This window comes from Ruegeria sp. J8 (genome assembly GCF_056531925.1).
On sequence record NZ_JBQFMR010000004.1, the window covers coordinates 447,334 to 468,011 of the forward strand.

Below are 20,678 nucleotides of genomic sequence, written 5' to 3' on the forward strand. Positions count from 1 at the left end.
CGAAAAAGACAGAATGTAATCCTTTACATTAAAAATGAAAACGATTACATAAGACTCGAGACGGGTGTGCGATTTTGCCTTGGGAGGGGAAATGAAGCTGGGCGTGAACCTGCTTTGTGTCGGTGGATTTATCGACCAGTCGCAGCTGAAGTTCTGTCAGTTAGCGGCTGAAGTAGGGTATGACGGTGTTGAAATTCCCGTGCTCGAAGGAACAGCTGATCACTATGAATGGCTGGGCGGCAAATTGGACGCGTTGGGGTTGGAGCGAACATGCACCGCGATTACGCCTGACCCGAATGCGGACCCCACCAGTGCTGATCCTGAAATCCGCGTGCGTGGGCTGGAGCATCTGGACTGGATCGTAGATTGCGCCAACGCACTGGGTGCTCAAACCATCGGGGGACCTTTCCACGCACCGATCGGCCACTTCACCGGCAGTGGTCCGACTACCGAAGAATGGAAACGCGGTGCTGATGCTCATCGTCGGATGGCAGAAAAGGCATCAGTGCAAGGAATGCGGTTGGCGCTTGAGCCGCTCAACCGGTTTGAGACCCATTTCCTGAACACCGCCCAACAGGCCGCGCAATACTGTAAAATGGTCGATCATCCCGCTTTTGGGATCATGTACGATACCTTTCACGCACATATCGAGGAAAAAGACCAGGCAAGGGCAATCGCTGCAGTCGCTGGTCAAATCAACGTGCTGCACATTTCTGAAAATGATCGGGGCACCCCTGGAACAGGGCAGATTGATTTTGGGCGGGTTTTCTCATCCGTGAAAAAGACCGGGTTCGACGGATGGGTCGTTATGGAAGCCTTTGGCGCAGGCGTGCCGGAACTTGCTGCGGCTACGCGTATCTGGCGCCCCATGTTCGATACTCATGCGCAGTTGTTTCGGGACAGTGCTGAGTTCATTCGTAAGAATTGGGCCCAAGCATGACCGGTGACGCAATCTTTGAGATGAAAGGGATCACCAAGGTTTTTCCAGGGATCAAAGCACTGGATTCGGTCAGTTTTTCGGCTTGGGCTGGTGAGGTTCACGCGTTGGTCGGAGAAAACGGCGCGGGCAAGTCCACCCTGATGAAAGTTCTGTCGGGTGTTTATCAGGCGGAAGAAGGGGAAATATTCCTTCGCGGTCGGAAGGTTCGGTTTCAGCATCCGCTGGAATCGCTCACCCAGGGTGTGAGTGTGATCTATCAGGAGTTCTCGCTGCTGCCGGACAGAACAGTGGCCGAGAATATATTTCTGGGTCGCGAACCAACCAACCGGTTTGGTATTTTGGACGCCGCGAGGATGCGGCGCGAAACGCGCAACGTGCTGGCTTTGTTTGGAGATCGCCATCGGTTTGGACCCGACACGCTGGTCAGTGATCTGGACGTCGCGCAGCAGCAGATGGTTGAAATCGCGAAAGCATTGTCTTTGAACGCGCAAGTGATCGTCATGGACGAGCCAACCGCAGCCCTAAACGATGCGGAATGTGACTTGCTGTTTCAACTGGTCGAAGACCTGCGGGGGCAGGGGCGTTCGATCGTCTATATTACCCATCGTATGCGCGAAATTCGGCGTCTGGCCGACCGTGTGACCGTCATCAAGGACGGAAAAGTAGCTGCCGCGTTTGATGATGTGCCCGAAACCGGCCAAATCGTAGAAGCTATGGTCGGGCGAGACATCGGGCATTTCTATCCCGACCCCGCAACATCGGACGAGGTCGGCGCCCCGGTTCTGACCGTGCACGGTGGGGGTAACGCGCGCTTGTTCGACATTGATCTTGAACTGTGTGCAGGTCAGATCACCGGATTCGCAGGTGTTCAGGGGGCAGGTCGCACTGCATTGGCGTTGGCCTTGTTTGGCGCAGAACCCTTTGAGACCGGCACAGTGTCGGTCGAAGGGCAACCGGTTTCGCTGACAAGCCCGCGCAAGGCCGCCAAGGCGGGCATCGCCATGTTGCCAGGTGATCGCAAGGCCGAGGGGCTCATGCTGATGCAATCGGTTCGGGACAACGGAATGATCTCGGCACGCGCGTTTTCCAACCCCTTGGGCGCGCCGAACAATACGCCGATTGCGACACTGGATCAGATGGATAAGCTGTTTGACTCCTTTGACCTGCGAGCTGCGAATTACGAGGTCGAGATTCAGTCTTTGTCCGGCGGTAATCAGCAAAAGGCCATCGTTGCCCGCTGGCTGTCCTTGGCTCCAAAAGTCCTGATCTTTGTTGAACCGACCAGAGGGATCGACGTCAACACCAAGGCCGTCATCTATGCTCAGATGCGCAGTTTGGCACAAGACGGCGCGGCAGTTATGGCAATCTCGTCTGACTTGCCCGAGGTTCTAGGCATATCGGACCGGGTTCTGGTGATGAGCGACGGTAAAATCGTGGCCGAATTTGGATATGGCGCCAGTGAGACTGAGGTCATGCATGCAGCAACTGAAGCGCATTTGGGACTTGAAACCTCATGAAACCTGCGGGCTCAAGAAATCTCATGGCTTTTGCGCCATTCTTGCTGCTGATGGCCGCGATCGCTGTCTATGTCATCGTGGCCGTGCTGACAGGCCAGACCCAATTCCTGACGGTTGAAAACCTTCTTGGTCTGTTGGGGCGCTCAATTGCCCTTGGGATCACGGCAGTGGGCCAGACCTTTGCCATATTGATCGCGTCAATTGATCTGAGTGTCGCGAACTTAATCTCGGTATCTGCCGTTCTGGCGTCATCAATCATGTCGGGCGATCCTTCGATGATGCTGCCAGCGATTGCCGCCGTTTTGGCTGTGGGTGTTGTGGTCGGGTTGATCAACGGGCTGGTAATCACCCAGTTCGAAGTCAACCCACTGATCGCTACTCTTGGCATGGCGCTCGTCCTGCAGGGCCTTCTGAGCGCCACGTTCAACAATTTTGCCGGCGAGGTGCCAGAAGAGTTCCAGGTCTTTGCCTATGGGCAAGTCGGGGGAATATCGATCAGTTTGATCTTTCTGATCGCGCTGACCGTGGCCGCTTGGTTGTTTCTGCGCTTTACCCGCGCCGGGTCGAATATCTATTCAGTTGGAGGCAATCCGGACGCCGCCAAATTGGCGGGTATGCGGACAACCCGCGTGGTCATCATGGCGCATGTAATCTGCTCGGTCTGCGCCACCATTGCGGGGTTGTATCTGGCCAGTCGTTTGCGTTCGGGCGCGCCGTGGATTGGGCGGGACGGGGTATATGATCTGGAGTCCATCGCTGTGGTGGTGATCGGCGGCACGGCGCTTTCAGGTGGGCGCGGAGGTGTTTGGGGCACCCTGATGGGGGTGATGATTTTCTCGCTGATCGACTCGATTTTCAACATTGCCGGTGTCGACGCCTTCGCGAAACAGATCCTGCGCGGGATCATCATTGTGGCGGCTGTTGCCGTCTATGCAGTGCGGAGCCGGAGGATCGAGGCGTGATCGAACGGCTAAAGCAGATCAATCCCGTCTTTCTGGTACTGGCACTTTTGTTTGTGGCGATTGCGATCCTGTCGCCGTATTTCCTGCAGCCTACCGGGTATATGAATTTTCTCAAACGGGCCGCTCCGATCGCAATTTTGGCCGTTGGGCAATTGTACGTCATCAATTCGGGCGGATTCGACCTGTCGGCAGGGGCGTTGGTGACTTTGACCGTGATCGGCAGTTCTATTCTGCTGGATGGCGACGCTAGCGCGACGTGGTGGGTTGTCCTGGTCATGCTGGGTGTAGGTGTGATTGTCGGAACGGCGAACGCGCTCGTGGTGTCGTGGCTCAAAGTGCCATCGATTATCGCTACTCTGGGGATGATGATCACGCTCAGCGGTGTCGCTCTGACATGGTCAGGTGGGGCTCCTCGCGGTTATCTGCCAGAGAACTTTAGGTTCTTCGGCCGGTATTTGATCAAGGATGTGCCGCTGATCAAGATTCTTCCGGTGGCGGTTATCGTTATGGTCATTGTCTGTGCCGGTATGTGGTGGCTGATGCATCGCACCAATTACGGCAAGCGTCTGATTGCGATGGGCGACAACCCAAAGGCTGCATTGCTGGCGGGCGTCCCGCTTACCGAGACCAGGATCATCGCTTTTGTCGTATCTTCGGTCTCGGCTGTTATCGCCGGGATCCTTCTTGGCGGCTTTGCGGGGGTGTCCACAGATGTGGGTGTCGGGCTGGAGCTGCAGGCCATTACCGCTGCTGTGATCGGCGGTGCGCAATTGCTCGGCGGGCGCGGCACTGTCGGGGCAACGATCGCGGGTGCGCTGGTATTGCAGGCGATGTTTACGCTGCTCAACATTCTGGGCTTCCCAAAGCCGATCCGGGACGTGGTTCAGGGTCTGATTTTGATCTCGGCGGTGGTGATCGCCGGATACCGACGACGCCGATCAGGGGGATAGGCGCCCGAAACTTTTCAGAGGAGGAAAACAAAATGATCAACAAGTTTACAGCGACAGCCTTGGCGGCTTTGGTGGTAGCGCTTCCCGCGCAAGCACAGAATTTCGATGACCCGGTGGAGTTCGCCAAACAAAAGGACATGCTGGGGGCTGCCGCCAACGGCGATGCTGAAACACCCTGGTTGCAGTACTATGGCGACGTGATGGCTGATACGTCGGCGTACAAGAAAGACGGCCCTCATACGATTTGTTTTTCGAACGCGGGCGTCAACAATCCTTGGCGCGTAGTTGGTTGGAATACAATGCAGGCCGAGGTCGAGCGGCACGACAACATTGCGGACTTCGTTGTGACCGATGCGGAAGGCTCGGATGACAAACAGATCGCCGATATCGAAGATTTGCTGGCTGGCGGAACTTGTGACGCCTTGATCGTGTCCCCCAACACGACAGCAGCCCTGACCCCCGCTGTGGAAAAAGCCTGCGCGCAATTGCCGGTCATCGTGTTTGACCGCGGCGTAAACACGGATTGTCCCGTGACGTTTATCAAACCGGTCGGCGGGTATGGTTTCGGCATTCAATCGGGCGAGTTCATCGCCGCCAACGCACCCGAAGGCTCGGACGTACTGATGTTGCGCATCCTGCCCGGCGTGGATGTGCTGGAAACCCGCTATTCCGCGGCCAAGCGCATCATGGAAGAGGCTGGGTTAAATATCGTAGGGGCCGAGTTCACCGATGGCGACCGTGCCAAGACCAAGGCGATTGTCGAGGATTATATCCAGCGCGGAACCCAATTGGGCGCAGTTTGGATGGACGCTGGTGCCACTTCAGTCGCCGCTATCGAAGCCTTCGAAGATATGGGCTTGGAGGTTCCGATCGTAACCGGCGAGGATCAGCAGGATTTCCTACAGAAATGGCAGGAGATTGGCCTGAACACCATTGCTCCGACCTACCCGACTTATCAGTGGCGCACGCCTATCCTGGCAGCTCTGAAAGTTTTGGATGGCGAGGCCATTCCTGGGCCGGAATGGAACCTGCCACAACCGGCGATCACCAGCGACAATCTCGGCGATTTTGTGAACCCCTCCATGCCTCCGCTGCACTACGCAGCCTGCGGGTGTGAAGACATGCCCGGCTACCCTGAACGCTGGGGTGGCAAATAACTGAGTGAATTCACCGGGGCTGCTTGAGGCCCCGGTATTCGGAATTTGAAAGGGAGTCTGTGATGTCGGGTGCAATCAAAGGGCCAGGACTGTTTCTTGCGCAGTTTGCGGATGATGCCGCGCCGTTTAATTCGCTGGGGTCGATTGCGGAATGGGCGGCCGGTCTGGGGTACAAGGCAGTGCAGATCCCGACCTTTGATGGGCGGCTGTTCGACTTGGACAAGGCGGCGGACAGTCAGACCTATTGCGACGAAATACTTGGCACCTGCCGCGACGCAGGGGTTGAGATAAGTGAACTGTCGACCCATTTGCAAGGCCAGCTGGTTGCCGTTCACCCGGCTTATGATCCAGCTTTCGACGCCTTCGCGCCCCAAAACATGCATGGCGACCCAAAAGCGCGGCAGGATTGGGCTGTGGACCAGGTGAAGAAAGCTGCCAATGCGGCCCGGCGCTTGGGGCTGGACACAACGGTAAGTTTTACCGGATCACTGGCCTTTCCCTATCTTTACCCTTGGCCGCAGCGCCCCCAAGGTCTAATTGAAGAAGCCTTTTCCGAGCTTGCCCGTCGCTGGCGTCCGATCTTTGACGCCTATGCAGAACAGGGCGTTGCCATCGGATTTGAAATTCACCCTGGCGAGGACGTCTTCGACGGAGCCACCTTCGAGATGTTTCTGGATGCGGTGAACGGGCACGAGGCCTGCCAGATCAACTACGATCCCTCGCATTTCCTGTTGCAGCAGATGGACTATCTAGAGTTCATCGACCTCTATCACGAGCGCATCTGTGCTTTCCACGTCAAGGATGCCGAGTTCAACCCGACCGGTCGCCAAGGTGTCTATTCCGGTTATCAAAGCTGGACCAACCGGGCGGGGCGGTTCCGCAGCCTTGGCGACGGGCAGGTAGATTTTGGGGCGATTTTCTCGAAGCTGACGCAATATGGATATGACAGCTGGGCTGTTCTGGAATGGGAATGCTGTCTAAAATCGCCCGAGCAGGGCGCTGCCGAGGGCGCGCCCTTCATCGCGCGTCATATCATTGAAACCACGGACAAGGCCTTTGACGATTTCGCAGGCGGCGAAGTGGATCAGGCCATGATCCGATCCATGCTGGGGTTGGGCCAATGACACCATTGAAACTGGGCATGGTCGGCGGCGGAAAAGGCGCCTTTATCGGAGCCGTACACCGAATTGCCGCCCGGCTGGATGGGCAGTGGCAGTTGGTGGCCGGTGCGCTGTCTTCCGACCCGCAGCGCGCGGCGGCCTCGGCGCAAGAGCTGGGGCTTGATCGGAGTTATGCAGATTTTCGTCAGATGGCACAGGCTGAGGCAGCGCGCGACGACGGTATCGACGCCGTAGCGATTGTGACGCCCAACCATATGCATGCCGATCCGGCGATTGCGTTTCTTGGAGCGGGGATCCACGTCATTTGCGACAAACCTCTTTCCGCCACGGCTGAGGATGCCGCGCGCATCAAGGCCGCAGCCGAGGCGTCATCCGCCCATTTCATCCTGACGCACAATTACACCGGCTATCCGATGATCCGGCAGGCACGTGAGATGGTGCAGGTGGGTGAGTTGGGTAAGTTGCGGCTGGTGCAAGTCGAATACGCGCAGGACTGGCTGACCGAACCGGCGGATGCCGACAACAAACAGGCCGACTGGCGCACGGACCCTGCACGGTCGGGTGCTGGGGCGATCGGCGATATCGGCACACACGCTTTCAATCTGGCGCATTTCGTGACGGGTGAAGTGCCCTCACATCTGGCGGCGGACCTTTCAAGCATGGTGCCGGGCAGGCAAGTGGACGACAACGCCCATATCCTTCTGCGCTATGGCAATGGTGTGCGAGGCATGCTGTGGGCCAGTCAGGTGGCTGTGGGAAATGAAAACGGGCTGCGACTTCGGGTCTATGGCGACAAGGGCGGGTTGGAATGGTCACAGGAACACCCCAACCATCTGTACTTTAGCCGCTTTGGTGAACCAACTCAGGTTCTGACCCGAGGGTCGGCGGCGACATCAGAAACCGCGCGCGCGGCCACCCGCATTCCGCCCGGTCACCCTGAAGGCTACCTGGAAGGGTTTGCGACGATTTACAAGGACGCAGCGGCGCTGATCCGAAAAGATCAAGATCGCCAAGATCTATTGCCTGAGCTGAGTGATGGTTTGCTGGGGATGGCATTCATCTCGGCTGCACTCAAATCGTCCGATAGTGATGGCGTGTGGCAGCCGGTCTCAATCCAGTAAGGTAACAGAGCTTGCGCCGAACCTAATGACGGCAGTGACCCGCCGGACGCTTGGACTCCAAGGTTGTCTGTGGTTTCGCCGTAGGTTTTGTAAAAATCTGCGCAGTCTATTTGGGATCATAGACATACCCGATCCCGCGTACGGTCCGGATGATCTGGGGCTTTTCGGGGTTTGTCTCCAGTTTTCGGCGCAACCTGGAAATACGGATGTCGATACTGCGATCAAACGGGTCCCAGGACCGATCATGCGCATGTTCAAGTAGTTGGTCACGGTTCAGAACACGCCCTTTGTTTTCCGCAAAAACCTTGAGCAACCTGTATTCCATGGCCGTCAACTGAACTTCTGACCCATCTTCGGCCAGAAGTTTGGCGGCCTCTTTATCCAGTACATAATGTCCGAATGCGGCCTGTTCGGCGTCAGCCGAACCCGCCGCGGGTTTGTCAGTCAGGGCTTCGCGACGTAAAATGGCCTTGATCCGGGCTTCAAGTTCCCGAAGGTCGACCGGTTTGCCCAGGTAATCATCTGCGCCCATCTCAAGCCCGACAATCCGGTCTACAACGTCGCCGGCTGCCGTCAGCATGATGACTGGCGTCATGTTATCTGGTCGCAGAGATCTGAGGATGGACAAGCCGTCCTCATTGGGCATGTTGATATCCATGATCATCAGGTCGACCGGCACATCTGCAACAATCGCGCGCAGTTCTTCGCCGCCAGAGGCAGTTGAGACCTGATACCCGCGTTTGCCCAGATATTCCTGCAACATCTCACGCACGTCGATTTCATCGTCGCACACCAGAATGTGGCATTGCTGACTATTCATCTGACAAGTCCTTCTGGTCTGCAAGCAACTGCCCGACAAGTGTCCGGAGTTCCGAGGGTGATACGGGTTTTTCAAGATAGGGTAGGCCGGATTCCTTCAGTAAACCCAAAGAACTTTCGCCCATCGTGTCACCGGTGATATAAGCGGTTTTCTTCAGCATCTCGGGGAAGCGCGTTTTCAACGCTTCAAAAATCTTTCGCCCATCGACACCCGGCATGTTCAGATCGCTTAGAAAGATATCGTATGACGATATCTGCAGCCGGTTCAGCGCCTCTTCACCCGAGGACACGAAGTCTACCTCGAACCCTTCTCGTCGCAGGATCTCGGCATTCAATTCCCCGACCTCGACCTCGTCATCCACTACTAAGGCCCTATGCCTGGATGCGGCTGGAATGGAGTCTTTTGTGTCATCCGAACGGGTGCTTTCGTCGGAGGCGATTGGCAGGGTAATTCGGAAACAAGTGCCGGTACCACCTCTCTGCTCCAGCCTGATCTGACCACCATGGGACAGAATTATGCGGTGACAAAAGGCCAGGCCGATGCCTGTGCCATCGCCGACCTCCTTGGTGGTGAAGAAGGGCTCGAATATCCGCGGTGCTATGGTTTTGGGGATGCCGGGGCCGTTATCCTCGACCGTGATTTCGATCATGTTTGTGTTTGCTCGGGTTTCGGCAGACAACGTGATCCGATCGCCGACACCCGAAGATGTCATCGCCTGTTCCGCGTTGATAATCAGGTTGATGATAACCTGCGTGATTTGATCTGCGTCCCCTGCAATGGGTGGCATATCCTGCGGAACAACGCGAGAAATATTGATCTCACCCGAGGTGCTGCCATAGCCCGCCACATCGGCAGCAGTTTCGATCAAAGTGAGCACATCGACGGGTTCGATCTTGCTGGGTTGCTGCCGTGCCATCGCAAGAAATGTTTTGACGATCTTGGCGCAGCGTTCCGCGGCGTTGCCGATCTTTTCAATTCTGACTGTCAGGTCCGGATCTGATATCTCTTCCTTCAACATCAGCGAATGACCCACAACCACCGACAGCGGATTGTTAAGCTCATGGGCGACACCGGCAAGCAGCTCTCCCAGGGCCGACATCTTTTCATTCTGGAAAAGCATCTCGCGCTGTTTTGTTAGTTCGGCTTCAATGGCCAGTTCGTCTGTCAGATCACGCGTGTTCGAAACGATGACCTCCTCGCCATTGAATTCGATAAGGCGAGACGAATCCGCGGCCCAGAATTTACGCCCACGCGCGTCAACGAACTCCATCCGCCGATCTTTCAGCGCCCCTTCTCTTCGCAGGTCGTTCAAGTATCGCTCGCGCTCGGTCGGGTCGGCATAGTACGACTTGGAGCTCTCGGCATCGCCAAACAGCGCTTTGATCTCGGGCGTTGCAAACAAGACCTTGCCAGTTTCTGCATGAGTCATGTTGATCGCGGCAGGGTAGGCCTCCATAACCTGTCGGATCAACGCATCGGCTTCTTTTTGCACAGTCAGGTCGATGATGCTGGTGACGATGACTTCTTCGCCTTTGTAGTCGATCAGCTGCGAAGAGATTGACGCTGGAAACGTCGCGCCCGCTGCGTTCACCAGATCTAGTTTGTAGTCCTCAACCCGGCCATCGGCCAAAAGCAGAGTGATGAAATCTGCGCGTTCTTCCGGGTTCAAATAGTGCTCGCGCGCTGACTTCGAAGGGCCGAACAACTGCAACGCCGCCGGCGAGCGATAGAGGATCTGTCCATCGCCAATGCGCGCCATGGTGACGACGGCAGAGCTGGCATCCAGCACCTTGCGGATCAGTAGATCCCCATCGCGCTCTTCAACCTCAGCCTGTTTTCGTTCAGTGATATCCTCGCGCGTGACGACGAAACCGCCGAACTTCGTTGGATGAACAGAGACCAGAAACGTCCGCCCATCCGTTTCAAGAAGCTCAAAGTCCTGAATGAAGTCGATACCATTGGCCAGCCGGTCCGAGACCCATTGCTGTTCATTGCCGACTGCGTCCGCGTAGATGCCCCGCCGCGCCGTTTCGCGCATCAGGATTTCCCAGTCGAGGCCCGGTTCCAGCAGGTCGGCAACCCCTTTGTTCATCTCGGCATAGCGTTGGTTGAACATGACCAGACGACGATCGTCGTCATAAAGGGCAAACCCCTCTTTCAAGGACTCGATCGCGTCGCGCAGAAGATCCCGCGCCTTTTCGATTTCTTCTAGATCAGTTGCCGAGTCCATGTTCATTCCGAATGTCTAGAATATCAGTGTTTCAGTGCCATTTCAAAATCGGCCAGCTGTGTTTCAATTGTTTCAAGGCGTGCATTTTCCTGCCACGGACCTTCGAAAACATGGCGTGTTTGGAACCGGATAGCGCGTTGTGTGAACGGCTTCACAGAGCAACAACTGAAACACGAACCGCTGATTTCAGAAATCACATTGAAACATAAAACGCCCAGTTTTGGTCCATCAAAATTGTAGTTGGGTCAAAATGATGAGTATTTCTTTTATCACTACCGAAACAACCAACGCACCGATTGTCGCGTTGCATTCCTCGGCATCAAATGGTGGCCAATGGGGTCAGTTGGCAAAGGATCTGGCAGGGCGGTTTTCTCTCCATGCCTTTGATTTGCCCGGCTACGGGCTCGATCCCCTTGAACCTGACATGTCCCAGACTGGCGCGGCAATTTCGGCAGCACCTGTTCTGCGCGAGATCGAAGCACTGGGACGCCCCGTGCATCTGGTCGGTCATTCCAACGGTGGCGGCATCGCGATCAAGATCGCTCTGCTGCGCCCTGACCTGGTGAAAAGCCTGACGCTCTACGAGCCGGCAATATTTCATTTCCTTGCTCAAGGGAATGACCTGAGCCAAGTCCTGTTTCGCGACATTCAGCACGTATCGGCGACGGTCTCGACTGCGGTATCCACGGGTGATCCCGCCAGTGCGATGCAGCACTTCCTGAACTTCTGGAATGAAGAAGGGTTTTGGGAGGCGCTGCCCGCACAGGCCAAAGACCGCTTCGCCGCGATGGTGCCCTCGGTCCTGCGCGATTTCGAAAGTGGTTTCGCCGAAGACTGGGATCTGTCCGAACTGTCCAGGCTTGAAATGCCGACTCTGGTCATGACCGGGCTGGAATCACCGCAGATTGCGCAGCACGCGGCAGTGGAAATCGCGCAGGCGCTGCCCAATGCGCGGATGGCGCTGTTGCCCGAGCTGGGGCACATGGCTCCGATCTTCCAGCCGGAATGGGTCAACTCGCGGATCATTGAACACGTGGCCAGCACCGAGCGGCCCGCCGTGAACATCAGCTGGCCAAGCGGGAAAGCCGCCTGAGCCACATAAATTCAGCATTCAGCAAGAAGGATTGTGATCATGAATGTTCAAACATCTACCACGGCCACCCCGGACTTTACGGCTATTAAAGCCAAACAGAACGTTGCCTGGGGGTCTGGCGACTACAGCAAAGTGGGCGTGACCCTGCAGATCACCGGAGAAGAGCTTGCCGAGGCGATGGCGATGACGCCAGGTGCCAAAATTCTGGATGTCGCGGCCGGAAATGGCAATGCCACCCTGGCGTTCGCCCGGCGGTTTTGCGATGTCACGTCGACCGACTATGTTGAAACTCTGCTGCAGGCCAGTAGCCAGCGCGCCAAAGCCGAAGGTCTGTTTGTGACCTACAAAGTTGCCGACGCCGAGAACCTGCCTTTCGGGGATCAGACTTTTGATGCGGTGGTTTCAACCTTTGGTGTGATGTTCACGCCCAATCAGCAGCAATCCGCGGCCGAGCTTCAGCGCATGGTTCGTCCGGGTGGCAAGATCGGTATGGCAAACTGGACACCGGACAGTTTCATCGGACAGTTGTTCAAAACCATTGGGAAGCATGTGCCACCGCCTGCGGGTGTGAACTCTCCGGCGCAATGGGGCAGTGAAACCTGGGTTCAAGAGACGTTTGGAGGCAAGTGCGAAATCACGTCTTTCCGGCGCAAAACCTTCATGTTCCGCTACAGATCGGCCGAGCATTTTCTGGAATACTTCCGCACGTTCTATGGCCCGATGCAGAAAGCGTTCGAGGCACTGGATACGTTTGGGCAAGCCGCCTTGCGCGCAGACATGATGACGTTGATCCGGGAATTCGATGTATCGACAAATGACACGTTGTGCATTGCCTCGGAATACGCCGAGATCATCGCGGAACGCCGCTGATTTCGAACGCCATTTCTCCAACGTTTCAACACATATGTTCAGGAACGTTGGAGAAATGCGCATGAGCAAATCAGGGTATGCGGGTGAAGAGTAATTTTCAGATAGGGATTTGTTAAAATGGTTGAGCGCACACTTTACGAGAAATACGGCGGGTTTTCCAAAATCAGCAAAATCGTGATTTCTTTTTACGACAAACTTTTGGACAACGATGAGGTTGGCCCATTCTTTGATCATGTGGACATGACGAAAATGGTAGACCATCAAACAAAATTCATCGCATCTTTGCTGGGTGGCCCGGCTTCTTATACAGACAAACAACTGCGTCAGTTGCATTCGCATCTTGAGATCACGAATGCTCATTTCGATGAGCTGGAAACCGTGTTGCAAGGCGCGCTTCAAAAACACAACGTGGCAGAGGACGATATCGCTGTTGTCCTGGCAGAATTCGGGAAACGTCGTCCTCTGATTGTTAGGTAAACCATGACTATCGAAGCCATCAATGAACAGTTGCTGCGTGCCATCGGTGTGGGTGTTGCGCTTTTGGACCGCGAAACACTTCGGTTCGGGTTCCGCAACGACACGTTCGAGGATTGGTTCAATACCGAAACTCAATCGTCGCATTTGCAGCAGCTATTCCCCGATCTGGAGATTGAGACGGTTCGCAAGAGCTTGTTTGAATCCGGTCGCTATACCTCGGAAATCAGTTTCAAGAAGAAACGCCGGACATTGGTGATCGCGCTGGACTTTACAGTCGCGCATGATGATGTGCTGGTTCTTGTCTGTCAGAACATCACCCGCATCAAAGAGCTGGAGTCTATGATTGATTCCTACTCGATGATGGTTGAGCGCAATACGCGTGAGCTGAAACGGGAAAAGGAACAGGTTGAAAAGCTGTTGCTGAACCTGATGCCGCGGTCTGTCTACGAGGAATACAAGACCTTTGGGGTCGTGACGCCGCAGCTTTACGATCCAGTGTCCGTCCTGATGCTGGATTTCGTGGGTTTCACCGAGATGGTAGCTTCGCAGGACCCCAGCGTGACGGTTACCGAGTTGAACGACATCTACAGCGCCTTTGACCGGATCGGTGAGCAATTCGGTTGCGAGCGTATCAAGACCATTGGTGACGCCTATATCACGGTTGCAGGTTTGCCGGATCCGACGCCGGATCACGCAAAGGCAATCGCCAATACGGCCATTCGTTTTGTCCGTTATCTGACCCGCCGCAACCTGAGCCATCCGCACCAGTGGCGCTGTCGAATCGGGCTGGCCTCGGGTTCGGTTGTGGGCTCGGTCGTGGGTATCCAGAAATATGTCTACGATATTTTCGGACCGGCGGTGAACCTGGCCTCACGCTTGCAAGAGTTTTCGGAACCGATGCAAATCACCGTTCAGGACGAAGTCGCCGAGGTGTTGAAAGATCAGTTCGACATTGAAAGTGTTGGCCTGAAATCCGTTCGTGGCTTTGAACAGCAGGAAATCTGGCGCCTGACGGACAGGGATTGAATGCGTTTTGGCTGTGTCGCCGTCATCTGAGATTTTGCGCGGCAGAGCCTTCCAAAGACACCCAAAGCACCTTTGCATCTTCCTTGCTGGTCGAGATGCAGCCGTGCCCCATTCCACTGTCGTAGTAAAGCGAGTCTCCGGCTTTCATTGGAAGCGGGCGGTAGTGTTCGGACACAAAGATCAATTCGCCACTGATGACGTACATGAACTCTTCTCCGCTATGTCTGATCCAGTTCTCGAACTCTGAGACATCGCGGGCCTTGATCGTGGCGATATAGGGCAGCATCCGTTTGCTGGTTAGTTCAGGGCACAATAGCTCGTGCAGATATGTGGGGGTGTCCCGCGTTTCGCCCTGACCTTTGGGGGTGAAGTCGCGCCGACCCGAAATGCCTGTTTGACCCGATTGCAGGAATAACTGAGGCGTGCTCATATCCAGCGCCTGAGTCAGCCGTCGAACGATGTCAAAGCTGGGGCGGGTCTGGTTGTTTTCGATCTTCGAGAGTGTCGAGCGCCCGATTCCCGCCGCCCGCCCGGCCTCTTCCAGAGTCCAGCCTTTTGCACGCCGCGCGTCCCGAATGGACCGGCCCAGTGCCGCCCCATCGTCATGTTCTTCCGCATTGGAAACATCGCCGGGGGTATCTTCAGACATGTATTCTCCTTGTTTTTCAAATATTAGCCGGTTTTCCCAAGCTGCACAACTTCACAATTTTGAGAATAATGTTGCTTTAAGAGATAAAATTCCACTATAGGAAACAAAATCTCTTACATGGGATTCGATAATACGGGAGGAGACAATGTTCAAAACTTCGCTCAATACAGCAGACCCGGTTATCGCTGCGTCGATCGCACGCGAAAGCCAGCGGCAGGCTGAGCAAATTGAATTGATCGCGTCAGAGAACATCGTCTCTCAGGCTGTGATTGAGGCCCAAGGTTCCGTGCTGACCAACAAATACGCCGAAGGCTATCCGGGTCGCCGCTACTATGGCGGGTGCGAATTTGTGGATGAGGTTGAAGCCGAGGCAATCGAGCGGCTGAAACAGCTTTTTGGTTGCGAATTTGCCAATGTGCAGCCGCATTCGGGTGCTCAGGCAAACGGGGCTGTCAAATTGGCTTTGCTCAGCCCCGGTGACACGATCCTTGGAATGTCGTTGGACGCTGGCGGCCATCTGACTCATGGTGCAAAACCCGCGCAATCGGGCAAGTGGTTCCGGCCAGTACAGTACGGACTGACCGATGCGGGGTTGATTGACTATGATCAGGTGGCGTCTTTGGCGCGGGCCGAGAAACCCAAACTGATCATCGCAGGTGCGTCCGCCTATTCCCGGACAATTGATTTCGCCCAATTCCGCCAGATCGCGGACGAGGTCGGGGCCTGGTTGCTGGCCGATATGGCACACATTGCAGGGCTTGTGGCAACGGGCTTGCACCCTTCGCCGGTCGGTCATGCCCATGTGGTGACGTCAACTACGCATAAGACGCTGCGTGGTCCGCGCGGTGGCATCATCCTGACCAATGATGCGGCGCTGGCCAAAAAGCTGGACTCGGCAGTGTTTCCGGGCCTTCAGGGAGGCCCTTTGATGCACGTGATCGCAGGCAAGGCCGTCGCGTTTGGCGAAGCACTAAAACCTGAATTCTCAACCTATATGCAACGGGTTGTCGACAGCGCCTCGGCCCTTGCCCAAGTGATGATGGCGCGCGGTTGCGACATCGTTTCTGGTGGTACGGACAATCACCTGATGCTGGTCGATCTGCGCCCTATCGGGGTGAAGGGTAAAGACGCCGAAGCCGCGTTGGAGCGTGCAGGTTTTACCTGCAATAAGAACAGCGTTCCCGGCGACCCGGAAAAACCAACTGTGACCAGCGGTATCCGTTTGGGCACTGCCGCCGGATGCAGCCGTGGGTTCGGGCCGGATGAATTCCGCCAGATCGGCCACTTGATTAGCGATGTTCTGGATGCGCTGGTCCGGACGCCCGAAGGCGATGCGACCGTTGAAACACGGACCCGCGATCAGGTCCGCGCCCTGTGCGCACAACACCCCATCTACTGAGAGACGACCCATGAACATTTATGACCTGATCGTCATTGGCGGCGGCCCGGGCGGCTATGTCGCGGCCATTCGCGCCGCCCAATTGGGGATGAAAGTGGCCTGCATCGAGGGGCGCGGGGCGCTGGGTGGTACCTGTTTGAATGTGGGGTGTATCCCCTCCAAAGCGTTGCTGACCTCCTCGGCCAAATATGCCGAACTTGCACATCTCTCCTCCCATGGCATTGCGGTCGAGGGGGCCAGCATCGACGTACCCGCCATGATGGGGCGCAAGGACAAGATCGTGGGTGATCTGACCAAGGGCATTGGGTTTCTGTTCAAGAAAAACGGCGTTGAGCTGATCGAAGGCTGGGCGCGCATTCCCGCCGACGGGCAGGTGCAGGTTGGCGTTAATACCTATGAAGCCAAGAACATCCTGATCGCCACCGGGTCCGAGCCGTCGCCGCTGAACGGGATCGAGATTGATGAGCAGCACGTATTGAGTTCGACCGGAGCCTTGGCGCTGGACACGGTGCCGGATCATCTGGTTGTTGTCGGCGCGGGCGTGATCGGGCTGGAACTTGGGCAAGTCTGGGTGCGTCTTGGCGCTAAGGTTACGGTGGTTGAATATCTCGACCGCGTGCTGCCCGGCATTGATGGCGAGATTGCGAAACTGGCGCAACGGGCCTTGTCCAAACGGGGGCTGAAATTCCAGTTGGGGCGCGCGCTGAAGGCCATCGACAAATCAGAAACCGGATTGACGCTTACGCTGGATCGGGTCGGCAAAGACAAGGAAGAGGTGATTGAGGCCGACAAGGTCCTGATCGCCGTTGGCCGCCGTCCCGTTACGCGCGGGTTGGGGCTGGAAGATCTGGGGATAGCTCTTGACCCGCGCGGCTTTGTTCCGGTTGACGGGAAGTTCCGCACCTCGGTGCCCGGTATCTATGCCATCGGCGATTGCATCCTCGGCCCGATGCTGGCCCACAAAGCCGAAGAGGACGGCGTCGCCTGTGTCGAGATGCTGGCCGGGCAGGATGTTCACGTGGACTACAACACCGTACCGGGTGTTGTGTATACCGACCCCGAGGTCGCCTCGGTCGGCGCAACTGAGGAGGCGCTGAAAGAGGCCGGTACCGACTACACGGTCGGCAAGTTCGCCTTCATAGCCAACTCGCGCGCGCGTTCGACCGGGGAAACCGACGGCGCGGTAAAGGTTCTGGCTGACCCGAGCGGCAAAATTCTGGGCGCGCATATTTGCGGAGCCCATGGCGGCGATCTGATCGCAGAACTCGTTCTGGCGATGACCAAAGGCGCCACCGTCGCCGATGTTGCCGCGACCTGCCACGCACATCCAGCCATGGGAGAGGCGGTGAAAGAAGCCTGCCTCGACGCCATGGGTCGCGCGATCCACGCCTAAGGAAGTTCAGCCAGATGACCATCCAGCTTCGCCCTCGCCACCCGGAAAAGGCCAAAAAGGCCGACAGCGTGATCCCGCGCAAGCCCAAGTGGATACGCCGAAAAAAGATCGAAAGCGCCGAGTACTATGAGACTCGCCGCCTGATGCGCGATCACGATCTGGCAACTGTCTGCGAAGAAGCCGCCTGCCCGAATATCGGCGAATGCTGGTCCAAACGTCACGCCACCATGATGATCATGGGCGAGGTCTGCACCCGCGGTTGTTCCTTCTGCAACGTCGCAACCGGACGCCCGGATGCGCTCGATGTGTTCGAGCCGGGCCGCGTCGCGTCGGCGGTCAAAAAGCTGGGCTTGCGCCATGTGGTGATCACATCCGTGGACCGTGACGATCTGACTGATGGCGGGGCCGAACACATCGCACAGACCATCCGCGCCGTGCGTCATCAAAACCCCGGCACCACGGTAGAGGTCCTGACCCCCGACTTTCTGGGCAAGGGCGGCGCGGCGGAGGCCGTCTTCGAAGCTGCGCCGGATGTGTTCAACCACAATCTTGAAACGGTCCCGCATCTCTACCCGACGGTTCGTCCCGGCGCACGCTACTATACTTCGCTGCGCCTGCTGGACGACGCCAAACGCGCCAATCCCGAGATTTTCACCAAATCCGGTCTGATGGTCGGGCTGGGGGAAAGCCTGGATGACGTGCGGCAGGTGATGGACGACCTGCGCGCGGCACGGGTCGATTTCCTGACGGTTGGGCAATATCTGCAACCGACCCCGAAACACCATCCGATCGACCGGTTCTGGATACCGGAAGAGTTCACCCAGCTGGAGCAGATCGCGCGCTCCAAGGGCTTTCTGCACGTGTCGGCCACACCGCTGACCCGTTCGTCGTTCCACGCGGACGAAGATTTTGCCGCCCTCAAGCAAGCTCGCCAGCGGGCGATTGCTGCCGGGGCATAACCAGACGCACTAGGGAGGAATACCATGGAAGCGTTAAATTCAATCGTAGGGGCCATCAATGGCGTCGTTTGGGGACCGCTGATGCTGGTTCTTATCCTCGGCGTCGGCTTCTTCCTGCAGGTCGGGCTGAAATTCATGCCGATCCTGCGCATTGGCACAGGCTTCAGCCTGCTGTTCAAAGGCCGCGAAGGGCAGGGCGAGGGGCAGATCAGCCCGTTCAACGCGCTGATGACCTCGCTGTCGGCAACTATCGGTACGGGCAACATCGCTGGTGTGGCCACTGCTGTCTTCCTGGGCGGTCCGGGTGCTTTGTTCTGGATGTGGATGACCGCCCTGGTGGGCATGGCCACCAAATATGCTGAAGCCGTCTGCGCGGTGAAATATCGTGAGAAAGACGAGCTGGGCAACTATGTTGGCGGCCCGATGTACTACATCAAGAACGGCCTCGGTGCGAAGTGGGCCTGGCTGGGTGTAGCTTTTGCCCTGTTCGGCGCGGTCGCAGCTTTCGGTATCGGCAACGGCGTACAGGCAAATGGTGTTGCTCAGGTGTTGGAGGCCAATTTCGGCCTGAATACTTCGGTCACCGGCGTTGTTCTAATGGTCTTGACCGCAGCTGTTATCCTGGGCGGAATCACGCGCATCGGTGCTGTCGCGGGCAAGCTGGTTCCGTTCATGGCTGTTGCCTATATCATCGCGGGCCTGCTGGTTCTGCTGATCAACATCGGCAACATCGGACATGCGCTGTCCCTCGTCTTCACCTACGCATTCACCCCGTCCGCCGCCGAAGGTGGGTTCGCGGGTGCAGCCGTCTGGGCCGCCATCCGCTTTGGTGTGGCACGTGGTGTGTTTTCGAACGAAGCGGGTTTGGGTTCCGCCCCGATTGCGCACGCCGCTGCCGAGACTAAAGGTCCGGTAAACCAGGGCCTGATCGCGATGCTGGGTACGTTCATCGATACCATTATCGTCTGCTCGATCACCGGTCTGGCAATCATCGCGTCGGGTGCCTGGACATCCGGTGAATCCGGTGCGGCGCTGACCAGCCATGCGTTCGAACTGTCGCTGCCGGGTATCGGTGGGTATTTGATCGCCATTGCCCTGTCGATCTTTGCCTTCACTACAATCCTTGGCTGGTCCTTCTACGGCGAAAAATGTGTCGAGTTCCTGCTGGGTGTGAAATCCCTTATGTCCTACCGCGTTTTGTGGATCGTCATGATCTACTTCGGCGCAACTGCGGATCTGGGCTTCATCTGGCTGCTGGCGGACACGCTGAACGCCATGATGGCTGTCCCGAACCTGATTGCTCTGACCCTGTTGAGCCCAATCGTCTTCAAACTGACGAAAGAGTTCTTTGCCTCGAGCGGCCAGTCTGAAGAGCCGAACGCAAAAAACGCCGAATAGGTTCGGCCCGACCAAAACGGGGGGCCAACCCGGCCCCCCGCCTTTGAAACAGAATTCCATATCTCGAGGAGAGACGTGATGGCCAAGAAAATCCTGCTGCCGATTGATCATACGGATGACCGTTCCTGGAAACTGGCTCTGCCGGTCGCGTTGGAACAAGCGAAATTCTACGGCGCCGAACTGCACGCGGTTTCCGTCATCCCTGAGATAATTCAATTGCCGAACCTGCCTGCGAATTATGGTGCCGGTGCCAAGGATCACGTTCGCAACGCGGTCCAGGCCATTCTGGATCACGGCGATGCCTCCGATGTGGCGATCCACATCGAAGAAGGCAGCGTCTACCGTGAAATTCTGAAACTCGCCTATAAAGAGGGGTTTGATCTGATCGTCATGGCCTCCACCAAGGGCGATTTCCCGAACTATGAAATTGGCCCGAACCTGGCCCGGGTGGTGCGGAACGCGCACTGCACCGTCACGGTCGTTCGCGACCAATCCCGCTAATTGAAAAGGTTATAGATATGACATTACCGCGGCGCACGCCTTTGTATGACTTGCATGTTGAGTTGGGCGGGAAGATGGTTGATTTTGCTGGGTGG

19 protein-coding genes are annotated in these 20,678 nt (G+C 56.7%); 16 read left to right on the top strand and 3 right to left on the bottom strand.

The genetic code is table 11. From position 1 onward, the window contains the following. Positions 1–91: 91 nt before the first annotated feature. From ACR0L1_RS11750 to ACR0L1_RS11780, 7 genes are all read left to right on the top strand, one after another. Positions 92–940, top strand: a complete 849-nt coding sequence (locus ACR0L1_RS11750; protein WP_480858959.1) for a sugar phosphate isomerase/epimerase family protein — start codon at positions 92–94, stop codon at positions 938–940. Beyond that, positions 937–2,457 (top strand): sugar ABC transporter ATP-binding protein, encoded by a 1,521-nt coding sequence (locus ACR0L1_RS11755; RefSeq protein WP_480858961.1) that lies wholly within the window; start codon positions 937–939, stop codon positions 2,455–2,457. Before ACR0L1_RS11750 ends, ACR0L1_RS11755 begins: the two co-directional genes overlap by 4 nt. Before the next feature lie 23 nt (positions 2,458–2,480). Then, positions 2,481–3,419 (top strand): ABC transporter permease, encoded by a 939-nt coding sequence (locus ACR0L1_RS11760; RefSeq protein ID WP_480504046.1) that lies wholly within the window; start codon positions 2,481–2,483, stop codon positions 3,417–3,419. Beyond that, complete coding sequence (locus tag ACR0L1_RS11765; RefSeq protein ID WP_170783161.1) at positions 3,416–4,369, top strand: ABC transporter permease; 954 nt, start codon at positions 3,416–3,418, stop codon at positions 4,367–4,369. Before ACR0L1_RS11760 ends, ACR0L1_RS11765 begins: the two co-directional genes overlap by 4 nt. A 32-nt stretch (positions 4,370–4,401) precedes the next feature. Next, the gene (locus ACR0L1_RS11770; RefSeq protein ID WP_170783160.1) at positions 4,402–5,526 is read left to right on the top strand and encodes a substrate-binding domain-containing protein; all 1,125 of its coding nucleotides are present in this window, start codon (positions 4,402–4,404) and stop codon (positions 5,524–5,526) included. Between the two features lie 62 nt (positions 5,527–5,588). Further along, positions 5,589–6,650 carry a sugar phosphate isomerase/epimerase family protein gene (locus tag ACR0L1_RS11775; protein WP_480504049.1) on the top strand — a complete coding sequence of 354 codons (1,062 nt, stop codon included), beginning with the start codon at positions 5,589–5,591 and terminating at the stop codon, positions 6,648–6,650. Next, entirely contained in the window at positions 6,647–7,768 is a 1,122-nt protein-coding gene (locus ACR0L1_RS11780) for a Gfo/Idh/MocA family protein (RefSeq protein ID WP_480858964.1), read from the top strand. Before ACR0L1_RS11775 ends, ACR0L1_RS11780 begins: the two co-directional genes overlap by 4 nt. A gap of 106 nt (positions 7,769–7,874) precedes the next feature. Here ACR0L1_RS11780 and ACR0L1_RS11785 read toward each other — a convergent pair whose 3' ends face one another. Together ACR0L1_RS11785 and ACR0L1_RS11790 are read right to left on the bottom strand one after the other, a co-directional pair. Further along, positions 7,875–8,588, bottom strand: coding sequence for a response regulator (locus ACR0L1_RS11785; RefSeq protein ID WP_480858966.1), 714 nt, complete (start codon positions 8,586–8,588; stop codon positions 7,875–7,877). After that, positions 8,581–10,824 carry an ATP-binding protein gene (locus ACR0L1_RS11790; RefSeq protein ID WP_480858968.1) on the bottom strand — a complete coding sequence of 748 codons (2,244 nt, stop codon included), beginning with the start codon at positions 10,822–10,824 and terminating at the stop codon, positions 8,581–8,583. Before ACR0L1_RS11790 ends, ACR0L1_RS11785 begins: the two co-directional genes overlap by 8 nt. A gap of 247 nt (positions 10,825–11,071) precedes the next feature. Between ACR0L1_RS11790 and ACR0L1_RS11795 the strand changes: the two genes are divergently transcribed. The 4 genes from ACR0L1_RS11795 (at position 11,072) to ACR0L1_RS11810 (ending at position 14,284) form a co-directional block, all read left to right on the top strand. After that, entirely contained in the window at positions 11,072–11,911 is an 840-nt protein-coding gene (locus ACR0L1_RS11795) for an alpha/beta fold hydrolase (RefSeq protein ID WP_480858970.1), read from the top strand. Positions 11,912–11,950: 39 nt separating this feature from the next. Continuing rightward, positions 11,951–12,781, top strand: coding sequence for a class I SAM-dependent methyltransferase (locus tag ACR0L1_RS11800; RefSeq protein WP_480504059.1), 831 nt, complete (start codon positions 11,951–11,953; stop codon positions 12,779–12,781). Positions 12,782–12,898: 117 nt separating this feature from the next. Beyond that, positions 12,899–13,258: a group I truncated hemoglobin gene (locus ACR0L1_RS11805; RefSeq protein WP_480504061.1), complete on the top strand. Its 360-nt coding sequence runs from the start codon at positions 12,899–12,901 to the stop codon at positions 13,256–13,258. 3 nt (positions 13,259–13,261) lie between these two features. Then, positions 13,262–14,284, top strand: coding sequence for an adenylate/guanylate cyclase domain-containing protein (locus tag ACR0L1_RS11810; protein WP_170771605.1), 1,023 nt, complete (start codon positions 13,262–13,264; stop codon positions 14,282–14,284). A gap of 22 nt (positions 14,285–14,306) precedes the next feature. Here the strand turns inward: ACR0L1_RS11810 and ACR0L1_RS11815 are convergent, their stop codons facing one another. Then, positions 14,307–14,933, bottom strand: coding sequence for a helix-turn-helix domain-containing protein (locus ACR0L1_RS11815; RefSeq protein WP_170771603.1), 627 nt, complete (start codon positions 14,931–14,933; stop codon positions 14,307–14,309). 145 nt (positions 14,934–15,078) lie between these two features. Between ACR0L1_RS11815 and glyA the strand changes: the two genes are divergently transcribed. From glyA to ACR0L1_RS11840, 5 genes are all read left to right on the top strand, one after another. Continuing rightward, the gene (gene glyA, locus ACR0L1_RS11820) at positions 15,079–16,332 is read left to right on the top strand and encodes a serine hydroxymethyltransferase (protein WP_480858973.1); all 1,254 of its coding nucleotides are present in this window, start codon (positions 15,079–15,081) and stop codon (positions 16,330–16,332) included. Positions 16,333–16,342: 10 nt separating this feature from the next. After that, a complete protein-coding gene (gene lpdA, locus ACR0L1_RS11825) occupies positions 16,343–17,725 on the top strand; it encodes a dihydrolipoyl dehydrogenase (protein WP_480858975.1) in 1,383 nt (460 codons plus the stop codon). 14 nt (positions 17,726–17,739) lie between these two features. After that, positions 17,740–18,684, top strand: coding sequence for a lipoyl synthase (lipA, locus tag ACR0L1_RS11830; protein ID WP_480858977.1), 945 nt, complete (start codon positions 17,740–17,742; stop codon positions 18,682–18,684). 24 nt (positions 18,685–18,708) lie between these two features. After that, positions 18,709–20,082: an alanine/glycine:cation symporter family protein gene (locus ACR0L1_RS11835; protein WP_480858979.1), complete on the top strand. Its 1,374-nt coding sequence runs from the start codon at positions 18,709–18,711 to the stop codon at positions 20,080–20,082. 78 nt (positions 20,083–20,160) lie between these two features. Continuing rightward, positions 20,161–20,583 carry a universal stress protein gene (locus tag ACR0L1_RS11840; protein ID WP_170789435.1) on the top strand — a complete coding sequence of 141 codons (423 nt, stop codon included), beginning with the start codon at positions 20,161–20,163 and terminating at the stop codon, positions 20,581–20,583. Positions 20,584–20,678: the final 95 nt, after the last annotated feature.

Coding starts and splice junctions, on each gene's coding strand:
- ACR0L1_RS11750 (WP_480858959.1), top strand. CDS start 92: ATGAAGCTGGGCGTGAACCTGCTTTGTGTCGGTGGATTTATCGACCAG.
- ACR0L1_RS11755 (WP_480858961.1), top strand. CDS start 937: ATGACCGGTGACGCAATCTTTGAGATGAAAGGGATCACCAAGGTTTTT.
- ACR0L1_RS11760 (WP_480504046.1), top strand. CDS start 2,481: ATGGCTTTTGCGCCATTCTTGCTGCTGATGGCCGCGATCGCTGTCTAT.
- ACR0L1_RS11770 (WP_170783160.1), top strand. CDS start 4,402: ATGATCAACAAGTTTACAGCGACAGCCTTGGCGGCTTTGGTGGTAGCG.
- ACR0L1_RS11775 (WP_480504049.1), top strand. CDS start 5,589: ATGTCGGGTGCAATCAAAGGGCCAGGACTGTTTCTTGCGCAGTTTGCG.
- ACR0L1_RS11780 (WP_480858964.1), top strand. CDS start 6,647: ATGACACCATTGAAACTGGGCATGGTCGGCGGCGGAAAAGGCGCCTTT.
- ACR0L1_RS11785 (WP_480858966.1), bottom strand. CDS start 8,588: ATGAATAGTCAGCAATGCCACATTCTGGTGTGCGACGATGAAATCGAC.
- ACR0L1_RS11790 (WP_480858968.1), bottom strand. CDS start 10,824: ATGAACATGGACTCGGCAACTGATCTAGAAGAAATCGAAAAGGCGCGG.
- ACR0L1_RS11795 (WP_480858970.1), top strand. CDS start 11,072: ATGAGTATTTCTTTTATCACTACCGAAACAACCAACGCACCGATTGTC.
- ACR0L1_RS11800 (WP_480504059.1), top strand. CDS start 11,951: ATGAATGTTCAAACATCTACCACGGCCACCCCGGACTTTACGGCTATT.
- ACR0L1_RS11805 (WP_480504061.1), top strand. CDS start 12,899: ATGGTTGAGCGCACACTTTACGAGAAATACGGCGGGTTTTCCAAAATC.
- ACR0L1_RS11810 (WP_170771605.1), top strand. CDS start 13,262: ATGACTATCGAAGCCATCAATGAACAGTTGCTGCGTGCCATCGGTGTG.
- ACR0L1_RS11815 (WP_170771603.1), bottom strand. CDS start 14,933: ATGTCTGAAGATACCCCCGGCGATGTTTCCAATGCGGAAGAACATGAC.
- glyA (WP_480858973.1), top strand. CDS start 15,079: ATGTTCAAAACTTCGCTCAATACAGCAGACCCGGTTATCGCTGCGTCG.
- lpdA (WP_480858975.1), top strand. CDS start 16,343: ATGAACATTTATGACCTGATCGTCATTGGCGGCGGCCCGGGCGGCTAT.
- lipA (WP_480858977.1), top strand. CDS start 17,740: ATGACCATCCAGCTTCGCCCTCGCCACCCGGAAAAGGCCAAAAAGGCC.
- ACR0L1_RS11835 (WP_480858979.1), top strand. CDS start 18,709: ATGGAAGCGTTAAATTCAATCGTAGGGGCCATCAATGGCGTCGTTTGG.
- ACR0L1_RS11840 (WP_170789435.1), top strand. CDS start 20,161: ATGGCCAAGAAAATCCTGCTGCCGATTGATCATACGGATGACCGTTCC.